The sequence below is a fragment of the Clostridium senegalense JC122 genome (genome assembly GCF_000285575.1).
Taxonomy (GTDB): domain Bacteria; phylum Bacillota; class Clostridia; order Clostridiales; family Clostridiaceae; genus Clostridium_J; species Clostridium_J senegalense.
Genome location: NZ_HE611050.1, coordinates 364,332 through 372,154, shown reverse-complemented (window position 1 = coordinate 372,154; position 7,823 = coordinate 364,332). Strand labels below are relative to the sequence as shown.

General features: G+C 22.1%; 16 protein-coding genes. 14 read left to right on the top strand and 2 right to left on the bottom strand.

Going from position 1 to position 7,823, the window contains the following annotated elements:
* Nucleotides 1-17: 17 nt before the first annotated feature.
* Nucleotides 18-662 carry an SdpI family protein gene (locus CSGHG_RS02325; protein ID WP_010292305.1) on the bottom strand — a complete coding sequence of 215 codons (645 nt, stop codon included), beginning with the start codon at nucleotides 660-662 and terminating at the stop codon, nucleotides 18-20.
* A gap of 2 nt (nucleotides 663-664) precedes the next feature.
* Entirely contained in the window at nucleotides 665-937 is a 273-nt protein-coding gene (locus CSGHG_RS02320) for an autorepressor SdpR family transcription factor (protein WP_010292304.1), read from the bottom strand.
* A gap of 223 nt (nucleotides 938-1,160) precedes the next feature.
* On the opposite strand from CSGHG_RS02320, the gene CSGHG_RS21670 reads away from it, so the two are divergent.
* The 14 genes from CSGHG_RS21670 (at nucleotide 1,161) to CSGHG_RS19650 (ending at nucleotide 7,781) form a co-directional block, all read left to right on the top strand.
* A complete protein-coding gene (locus tag CSGHG_RS21670; protein ID WP_010292303.1) occupies nucleotides 1,161-1,418 on the top strand; it encodes a GspE/PulE/PilB domain-containing protein in 258 nt (85 codons plus the stop codon).
* Nucleotides 1,419-1,426: 8 nt separating this feature from the next.
* Nucleotides 1,427-2,680 (top strand): GspE/PulE family protein, encoded by a 1,254-nt coding sequence (locus CSGHG_RS21665; RefSeq protein ID WP_081496217.1) that lies wholly within the window; start codon nucleotides 1,427-1,429, stop codon nucleotides 2,678-2,680.
* Complete coding sequence (locus CSGHG_RS02310; protein WP_010292299.1) at nucleotides 2,670-2,852, top strand: hypothetical protein; 183 nt, start codon at nucleotides 2,670-2,672, stop codon at nucleotides 2,850-2,852. The genes CSGHG_RS21665 and CSGHG_RS02310 overlap by 11 nt, the downstream gene beginning before the upstream one ends.
* Before the next feature lie 17 nt (nucleotides 2,853-2,869).
* On the top strand, nucleotides 2,870-3,868 hold the full coding sequence (locus tag CSGHG_RS02305; protein WP_162130905.1) for a type II secretion system F family protein: 999 nt from the start codon (nucleotides 2,870-2,872) through the stop codon (nucleotides 3,866-3,868).
* Between the two features lie 254 nt (nucleotides 3,869-4,122).
* Complete coding sequence (locus CSGHG_RS02300; protein WP_010292297.1) at nucleotides 4,123-4,551, top strand: pilus assembly FimT family protein; 429 nt, start codon at nucleotides 4,123-4,125, stop codon at nucleotides 4,549-4,551.
* 9 nt (nucleotides 4,552-4,560) lie between these two features.
* Nucleotides 4,561-4,707 carry a hypothetical protein gene (locus tag CSGHG_RS22995; protein ID WP_155844723.1) on the top strand — a complete coding sequence of 49 codons (147 nt, stop codon included), beginning with the start codon at nucleotides 4,561-4,563 and terminating at the stop codon, nucleotides 4,705-4,707.
* Between the two features lie 189 nt (nucleotides 4,708-4,896).
* Nucleotides 4,897-5,391 carry a PilW family protein gene (locus CSGHG_RS02290; protein ID WP_010292295.1) on the top strand — a complete coding sequence of 165 codons (495 nt, stop codon included), beginning with the start codon at nucleotides 4,897-4,899 and terminating at the stop codon, nucleotides 5,389-5,391.
* Nucleotides 5,370-5,777 (top strand): hypothetical protein, encoded by a 408-nt coding sequence (locus CSGHG_RS02285; protein ID WP_010292293.1) that lies wholly within the window; start codon nucleotides 5,370-5,372, stop codon nucleotides 5,775-5,777. The genes CSGHG_RS02290 and CSGHG_RS02285 overlap by 22 nt, the downstream gene beginning before the upstream one ends.
* Nucleotides 5,778-5,782: 5 nt before the next feature.
* Entirely contained in the window at nucleotides 5,783-6,130 is a 348-nt protein-coding gene (locus CSGHG_RS02280) for a hypothetical protein (RefSeq protein WP_010292292.1), read from the top strand.
* 167 nt (nucleotides 6,131-6,297) lie between these two features.
* The gene (locus CSGHG_RS02275; protein ID WP_010292290.1) at nucleotides 6,298-6,477 is read left to right on the top strand and encodes a hypothetical protein; all 180 of its coding nucleotides are present in this window, start codon (nucleotides 6,298-6,300) and stop codon (nucleotides 6,475-6,477) included.
* A gap of 91 nt (nucleotides 6,478-6,568) precedes the next feature.
* On the top strand, nucleotides 6,569-6,826 hold the full coding sequence (locus CSGHG_RS02270) for a hypothetical protein (RefSeq protein WP_010292289.1): 258 nt from the start codon (nucleotides 6,569-6,571) through the stop codon (nucleotides 6,824-6,826).
* 85 nt (nucleotides 6,827-6,911) lie between these two features.
* Entirely contained in the window at nucleotides 6,912-7,061 is a 150-nt protein-coding gene (locus tag CSGHG_RS22990; protein WP_155844722.1) for a hypothetical protein, read from the top strand.
* Between the two features lie 80 nt (nucleotides 7,062-7,141).
* Nucleotides 7,142-7,285, top strand: coding sequence for a hypothetical protein (locus CSGHG_RS22985; protein ID WP_155844721.1), 144 nt, complete (start codon nucleotides 7,142-7,144; stop codon nucleotides 7,283-7,285).
* A 64-nt stretch (nucleotides 7,286-7,349) separates the two neighbouring features.
* Nucleotides 7,350-7,781, top strand: a complete 432-nt coding sequence (locus tag CSGHG_RS19650) for a shikimate kinase (protein WP_010292288.1) — start codon at nucleotides 7,350-7,352, stop codon at nucleotides 7,779-7,781.
* Nucleotides 7,782-7,823 lie beyond the last annotated feature (42 nt).

Here is a 7,823-nt window from a genome sequence, read left to right as displayed (position 1 = left end):
GTCATATTTAATGACTTCTATTTTTTATTCTCAATATTTTTAAAATAAATATAGCTCATTATTGTAGGTAATAATGAAGAGATTAATAAACAAATAATTAAAATATAAAACAAAGTAGTACCATTGAATAGTAAGGTTGAAATTAAAGTTATTAAACCTGTAAGAGTAAATAACTTTCCACCAAGTCTATGAGTTTTTCTCCATACAGTATCATCACTAAGAGTCCATGGAGTTTTTATTCCAAAATAAAAGTTGCTTTTAGATTTTGGTAAATAATTACCAAGAACAATAAATAAAATTCCAACAAAGAAAGGAACAAATTTATTTATTGAAACATCATAGCCTAAAGAAGCAAGTAACGTTAATATAAACATAGAAAAGAAAAATAGTACAAAGGCAACAATTGAATTTTCATAAGATTTTTCATATTTTTTATAATTATGTTTTCGTGGATCTATTTTAGGCAAAAATTTAAATAATAAGTATGAAAAAACTAAAATAATTGGTTCTAAAAATATATAATATTTTGGACCATACCTATCTATGTCACCATTGATTCCCCAATGTATAGGAATGTTATTAGGTAGTTTGTTATAAGACACAAAAGCAATTACAAATGATAAAACTATTAATATTAATATAAGTATATTTTTTTTCTTCATATTTAGTTCTCCTTACTACTTTTACTCAAATCTATAAACCATTTCATTAAATCCTCAAAAACCGAAGTGTTTAAAGAATAATATATGTATTGGCCTTTCCTTTCATCAGAAACCAAATCTGCTTGCTTTAATAATGAAAGATGGTGGGAGATGCTGGGCTTAGATATGTTAAAAGAATCTGAAATTTCACCAGCAGTCATATCGCTATTTTTGAGTAAATCAAGAATTTTTCTTCGTGTAGGGTCAGAGAGTGCTTTAAAAACATCATTAAACAAAGAAATTTCTCCTTTCTTAAAAAATAGATACAGTTATAATAATTAGATAATTAGAAAACTATTTAACTAACTTTAATTATATAATACTTATTAGATTTGTCCATAGTGAGAATATAGATAGACTTTTAAAAAGAATATACATATATAATTTACAGAAAATTTACAAAGAAAAAGAATATACATATTTTACTTGGAAATAACTTCAAATATAGGGGTGATAGCATTGGAGAAAAAATTCGTAGAAAATATAGATGTTCAGGATTCTGGAATGAAAATTATTTCCAAGGAAACAGCATTAAATTATATAATAATGCCTTATAAATTAGATAATGACAATATATATTTGTTTGTATCTAATTTTTTAGATGAAGAGACATTAGAAGAAATAGAATTTATTTCTCTAAGAAATGTAAAACAAAATATCTTAGAGAAAAAAACAATACTATATCTTATAAATAGGTATTATGAAAAAGAAAATTAAAATATAACATAAGGAAATTAGAAAGTGAAAAACATAGTGAAGAAAATAAAATTCAAATACTTACAGAAAGTGAAGAAGAACAATCTCCAGCAGTATTAATTTTAAATGCTGTTATAAAAGAAGCTATAGAAAAAAAAGCTAGTGATATACACATAGAGCCTAGAAAAAATATTGTAGGTATAAGAATTAGAATAAATGGAGATTTAGTAAAGGTTGAGGAGTTCCCATTAGAGATATATGAAAACATTATATATAGAATTAAAATATTATCTTCGTTAGATATCAGTCAAAAATTGAAACCACAAGATGGAAAAATGAAATTTATATATAAAGATAAAGAGTTAGATTTAAGAGTCTCTTCACTTCCAACAATTTATGGAGAGAAAATCGTAATAAGAATATTATACGCTAATTCTAATTTATATTCTTTAGATGAATTAGGATTTTTAAAGCAAGATAAAGAATTAATAAAAAAGCTTCTTAAATCTCAAAATGGAATGATTTTATTAACAGGTCCAACAGGAAGTGGTAAAACTACTACATTATATGCAATGGTTATGAGTATGGATAGAGAAAGAAAAAACATTGTAACTGTAGAAAATCCAGTTGAATATGAAATAGAAAAGGCTAATCAAGTGAATATAAATCCTAATGTAGGTTTAGATTTTACAAGAAGTTTAAGTAGTATATTAAGACAAGACCCAGATGTGATAATGGTAGGAGAAATAATTGATGAGAAAGCTGCTCAAATAGCTATAACAGCTTCATTAACAGGGCATTTGATATTATCTACTATGCATTGCAATGATGCACCATCCTCAATTATAAGATTAGTAGATATGAAAGTTCCAAAATATCTAGTTATAGATTCATTGGTACTTATTATTTCACAACGATTAGTAAAAACTCTTTGTAATAATTGTAAAAAAATTCATACAACAACAAAAGAAGAGATGATAGATTTAAATTTAGATGAACCTAAAAACATATTTAAAGCGGATAGGTGCAAATATTGTAATTATACTGGATATGTAGGAAGAAAAATGGTTTATGAAATGGTGCTCTTAGAAGATAAACATAAACAATTAATAATGAATTATGAAGATATAAATAAATTAAGAAAATACACTTTTAATAACAAAGAAAATTCTTTATCTCAAAAACTTAAGAATTTAGTTTTAATAGGACTTACATCTTATGATGAATATATAGCAAATTTACAATTGAATTGTATAAGTAAGGATGAAATAAATGAAGTATAAGTATTTTGCTGTAGATAAAAAAGGAAATAATATAGTTGGATATGAAACTGCAGAAAATAGTATAAATTTATTAAAAAGTTTAAAGAAAAATAATTTATATTGTATAAAATTCTACAAGATTAATGATAGTAGATTAAAAAAATATTTTGTAAGGTTTCATATAAAGACATAGCTATGTTTTGTAAGTATATGAGCATATCTTTAAAATCAGGAATGAATTTTGTAGAAGTTATAAACTTAGTAATATATAGAATAAATAATAAACAAATCAAAAAAAGTTTAACTATTATAAAAAGTGATGTGGAGAGTGGAGAAAGTTTTAATAAAGCTATGAAAAAGTTTTCTAACTTATATCCTAAATTATTAATAAATATGATAAAACTAGGTGAAGAAACAGGAAATTTAGAAAAAGTTTTTAAAAATATGGAAAGATATTATGAAAATAAATATAAATTAAAAAGAAAGTTTATAGCCTCATTAATGTATCCAACTATAGTTTTATCATTAGGTTTGGTTATACAAATATTTTTCATGACATCTATATTGCCTGCATTTATAAACCAATTTAATTTAGATAAAGAGTCTCTTCCTAATATAACTAAGTTTTATATATTAATAAGTAAATATTTAACGGTAAATAAATTTAAAGTTATAATATTTTTATTTATAAGTATTTTTATTATATATATTCTAAAAAATAAAATATATATAAGCAAAAAGGTTTCTAAAAGTTTATTTAAAATTCCGATTGCAGGGAATTTAATGATGAAATCATTTAGAGAAAACTTTAGTTCAAATATGGATTTACTTATGACGAGTGGTTTAAATGTAGTGGAAAGTTTAGAATACACAATTAATAACATCGGAAACATATATTTAAAAGATGAAATGAATGTGGCCATGTCAAAAATTTTCCAGGGAAATAATTGCGCACAATCATTGATGGACACAAATTTTTTTCCACAGTTTTTTATTGAAGTTATATCTATTGGTGAAGCATCTGGCACATTAAATGAAAGTTTTAAGACATTAAAAGAAATATTAAGTGAGGAATTAGAAGAATTTTTAGATAAGATAATAGTTATAACACAACCATTAACAATAGTAATTGTAGGTGTTTTAATTACTACATTAATAGTAGCAATGTTAATGCCTATGTTAAATATGATTGAATTTATTAATAAATAAATTATATAGGAGATAAGGAAACAAGCTCTAATTTAAATTTATACATAAAATTTTTGCTATCAGTTGAGAAAATAAGTTCTTAACTTTTAACTAAAATAATTTGTTAGTTATTGATAAAAAATTAATTTGAGATTTCTCATTTGATAAATGAATAAATTTAAAATTTAATTTGGAAGGCTATAGGAAAATAAAATTATATTTAAAGTTATGCATAAATATGTAAATTTAAAATTCTTGGAGAGTGAATGCAAATTATGAAAAAAGGACTAATGCTTATAGAAGTTTTGGTTACTCTTTCAATAATTTTATCTATTTTAATGATTTCTTCTTTTGCAAATAAAAGCTTTAAAAAATATGAAGAAAAAATAGCAATAGAATACTCTGCTAATGACATAGTTAATTTTATAAACTATGGTAAAAGTTATAGTAGAAGGTTTAGATCATCAAGCTATATACTTTTACAAGGTAAGAATGTTTTAGTTTTAGGAAATAAATCAAAGATTATTGATACTTTAAAGTTACCAGAAGATATAAGCATAACTCAATTCAATAACAATGTATTAAATATAAAAAATGGTGGATATGTAAGTGATGCTTGCACTATAAGGTTAAAAAGTAAAACAGGATTAAAAAAAGAAATAAGTATAATGGTAGGTACTAATTATGTCCACATCAAAAAATAAAAAGGATTTATGATGTTAGAACTGGTTATAGCTATGAGCATAATTTTAATAGCTGTTACTTTAATTTTACAAAGTATTGTTGTAAATAGCATCATAACCAATAATATTGAAAAAGATAAAAGATTTCATAAATCAGTAGATACTATTAAAAAATAATTGTATATAACACATCTGTAGATGAACTGGAAAAGATTTTAAATAAAGAAATATATATAAATCTTGATGATATAGAAAAGTATCATGGAGAAACCATAGGTAGTATCGTATCTGATAAAGGTGATATTAAAATTAGTTTTACTGAAGATAATGGTTTTGTAAAAGCTAAAATAATAGGAATTGGTGAATATGAAAAAAATAAAGAATATACTTTTGTTAAAGGAATTTACGAAAAATAAGAATAAAGGATTTACTTTGATAGAAGTTTTAACATCCTCATTTATATTAGTAATAATTCTTACTGTGTTATGTTCGCTTTTTATAAGCAGTAACAGTATATTTTTTAAGAATGTTAAATCTAACAGAAAAAATCAAGAATTAGAGGAAGCTATATATTTTATTGAATATGAGCTTGAAAGAAAACCTTGTGAGATTAAAGTGTTTGATAATAGTATTGTTTTAATATTTGAAGATGGAAAAACTAAAAAAATAAAATGTATAAATAATAATTTGTTTATTTTAAATAGCGATAACAAAGAAATTCCCAATGATTATGGTTATAAAAATTATATTTTAAAAGGGGTAAAAAAATTTAAAGCAAAAAAGATTGAAAATTTAATTTATTTCAAAATTGAAACTGATGATGGAAAAAGGAGTGAAAAATGGCATCCAATTATAAAATGAAGAAGAATGGATTTGCAATGATATCAGTTATTATAATAACTGGATTAGTAATTACAATAGCTTCATATATGATATGTGAAAATGAATTTTTATCAAAATATTATTCTATTAATAATGAATATTTAGTAAATCAATCTGAAGATGAAAAGCAAAGAGAAATATTATTAGGAAAAGCTAATAAATATATATTAAATTCTAAAGAAAGTTTAGAAAAACTAAAATTCACATATGATAACGCTAGTATAAAGTATGATAAAGATGAAGAATTATTAGTATTAATTAGACCATATGATATAGGAACTATAAAAAAAACTTATTATAGACCAAAACTTAATAAGAACAAAGTTAATTTTATTTTTATTAAGGATAAATTAGAGAGGGGCTAAAATGTATGAACATAGTATTTTATGGCAATGAGAATGATACTAAAGCTGTAAAAATTAAGAGAAATATATTTAATAAGTTTACAGTACAAGAAGAATATTCTTTTGATAAAATATTCTCTATAAATTTAAAAAATAAAAATATAAATGTACTTGTAGAGGGGGAGGAGTTATTTATCAAAGTTATAACTATCCCTAAGGTTAAGAAAAACCAAATATCATATCTTGTTAAAAATGAGGTAACTTTAAGATATGGAGATAAAGTTATGTTTAAATATAGTATATTGGAAGAAAAAGATAATATATTAAAAATTATTTTATATTGCTTTCATGAAAAAATATACATTGCTAAATGATAAAAGAATAGGGTATTCAAAAAACCTTAAAGTAGAGTTTTTGCAAAATTATGTTTTAAAGTACTATTCAAAATATCTACAGGAAGAGAAGTATAAAATGATTTTTCCAATATAAAAATTTTATTTATTTTATTAAAGTTAATAAAGGAAACTTATTATTTAATAGAGTGATAAAAATTACTAATACAGAAAAAATTAATAAATTGTTAGATGAATTTATTAATGATAATAAAACTATATATCATTTTAATTCCAATAATATTGAAAAATTAACAAAAGGAAAAAATGTAGTAGAACTATTACCTCTTACAGTAGATCAAGTATTAAAATTTGCAATAGCAAGGTGAAGAAAATTATGAAAAATGAATTTATTCCAAGCTTATACAGAAAAAAAATAAAGATATTAAATCTATTACATTAAAGAAAATAAAAGTTTTTATGATTATATTAATATTAATAAATATATTCTTAATAAAAGATAATATATGTTCCTTTAAAAATAATCAAATAAATGCTAATGAAGTTAATGAAGTTAATGAATTACCTAAAAAAAACATTGATGCTGTAGAAAAATTAGAGTATTTAGATTCAAATTTTATATTAGAAAGTTTAAATATAAAAAATATAAAAATAAATAGTAATGAAATAGAACTTACAATATTAATAAATAATAAAAAGAATATATGGATACTGTAAGGGAAATAGAAGAAATATATAGTATAAAAACAATTTCACCAATAATAGAAGAAAATAATGAAAAATTTATAAAGGTGATGATTTAATGAAAAATTATAATTGGAAATTAAAATTATTTATAATTTTTATGATAGCATTTACGTCTATAAATCTTTTTATTTATGTAAAATATAATAGTATAGAAGGGGAGAGCAAAGAAACTTTGGCAAAAGTAGAAAAAATTATGGCTTTGTAGATACATTAGAATTAATATTTGCATATGAAGATTTAGAAATAAAACAAATAGAACCAATAGAAAATGGAACAAAATATGAGGTGGAGTTTTTAGGTACTTACAAAGATTTTATTCCAATTGCAAAATACTTAATAAATTCAGAAGAAGTATTAGAAGTAAATGATATAACTATATTAGATAATGAAAAAATTACATTTATATTGAATACAATAAAAAACAAATAACTATACAAATTTAATTATAAAATACTATAATTAAATTAAAATAAGTTTTAAAGAGGAATGGTTTATGAAAAATGTAATTTTAATTGGAATGAGTTTAAGTGGGAAAAGTACATTAGGTTTTAGACTTGCTGAAAGAATAGGATATAAGTTTTTAGATACTGATAAAATCATATCAAAAAATGAAAAAATGACAGTAAAAGATATTTTTAAAATAAAAGGAGAAGAGTATTTTAGAAATTTAGAAAGTGATTTTATAGATAAAATACCTGAAAATCAAAGCTTATTAATAAGTACAGGTGGGGGGATGCCTATATATAACAATAATTTATATAAGCTTAAGAAAAAAGGAAAAGTAGTGTTTTTAAATGTTCCTATGGAACTTTTATTATTAAGAGCAAAACATATAAAAGACAGGCCATTGTTAAAAGGAAATTACAAAGAAAAATGCAAGAGTTATACAATCAAAGAGAAAGTATATATAATAAAGCAGATATAATAGTTAATTTAGAAGAAAATATTGATGAAAATTTAAATAAAT

Bases quoted from the DNA above. Each gene is read 5' to 3' on its own strand.
- CSGHG_RS02310 (WP_010292299.1), top strand. From the start codon at position 2,670: ATGAAGTATAAGTATTTTGCTGTAGATAAAAAAGGAAATAATATAGTT.
- CSGHG_RS02285 (WP_010292293.1), top strand. From the start codon at position 5,370: ATGGCATCCAATTATAAAATGAAGAAGAATGGATTTGCAATGATATCA.
- CSGHG_RS02305 (WP_162130905.1), top strand. From the start codon at position 2,870: ATGAGCATATCTTTAAAATCAGGAATGAATTTTGTAGAAGTTATAAAC.
- CSGHG_RS02300 (WP_010292297.1), top strand. From the start codon at position 4,123: ATGAAAAAAGGACTAATGCTTATAGAAGTTTTGGTTACTCTTTCAATA.
- CSGHG_RS02290 (WP_010292295.1), top strand. From the start codon at position 4,897: ATGAAAAAAATAAAGAATATACTTTTGTTAAAGGAATTTACGAAAAAT.
- CSGHG_RS02280 (WP_010292292.1), top strand. From the start codon at position 5,783: ATGAACATAGTATTTTATGGCAATGAGAATGATACTAAAGCTGTAAAA.
- CSGHG_RS22995 (WP_155844723.1), top strand. From the start codon at position 4,561: ATGATGTTAGAACTGGTTATAGCTATGAGCATAATTTTAATAGCTGTT.
- CSGHG_RS02325 (WP_010292305.1), bottom strand. From the start codon at position 662: ATGAAGAAAAAAAATATACTTATATTAATATTAATAGTTTTATCATTT.
- CSGHG_RS22990 (WP_155844722.1), top strand. From the start codon at position 6,912: ATGAAAAATTATAATTGGAAATTAAAATTATTTATAATTTTTATGATA.
- CSGHG_RS19650 (WP_010292288.1), top strand. From the start codon at position 7,350: ATGAAAAATGTAATTTTAATTGGAATGAGTTTAAGTGGGAAAAGTACA.
- CSGHG_RS02270 (WP_010292289.1), top strand. From the start codon at position 6,569: ATGATTATATTAATATTAATAAATATATTCTTAATAAAAGATAATATA.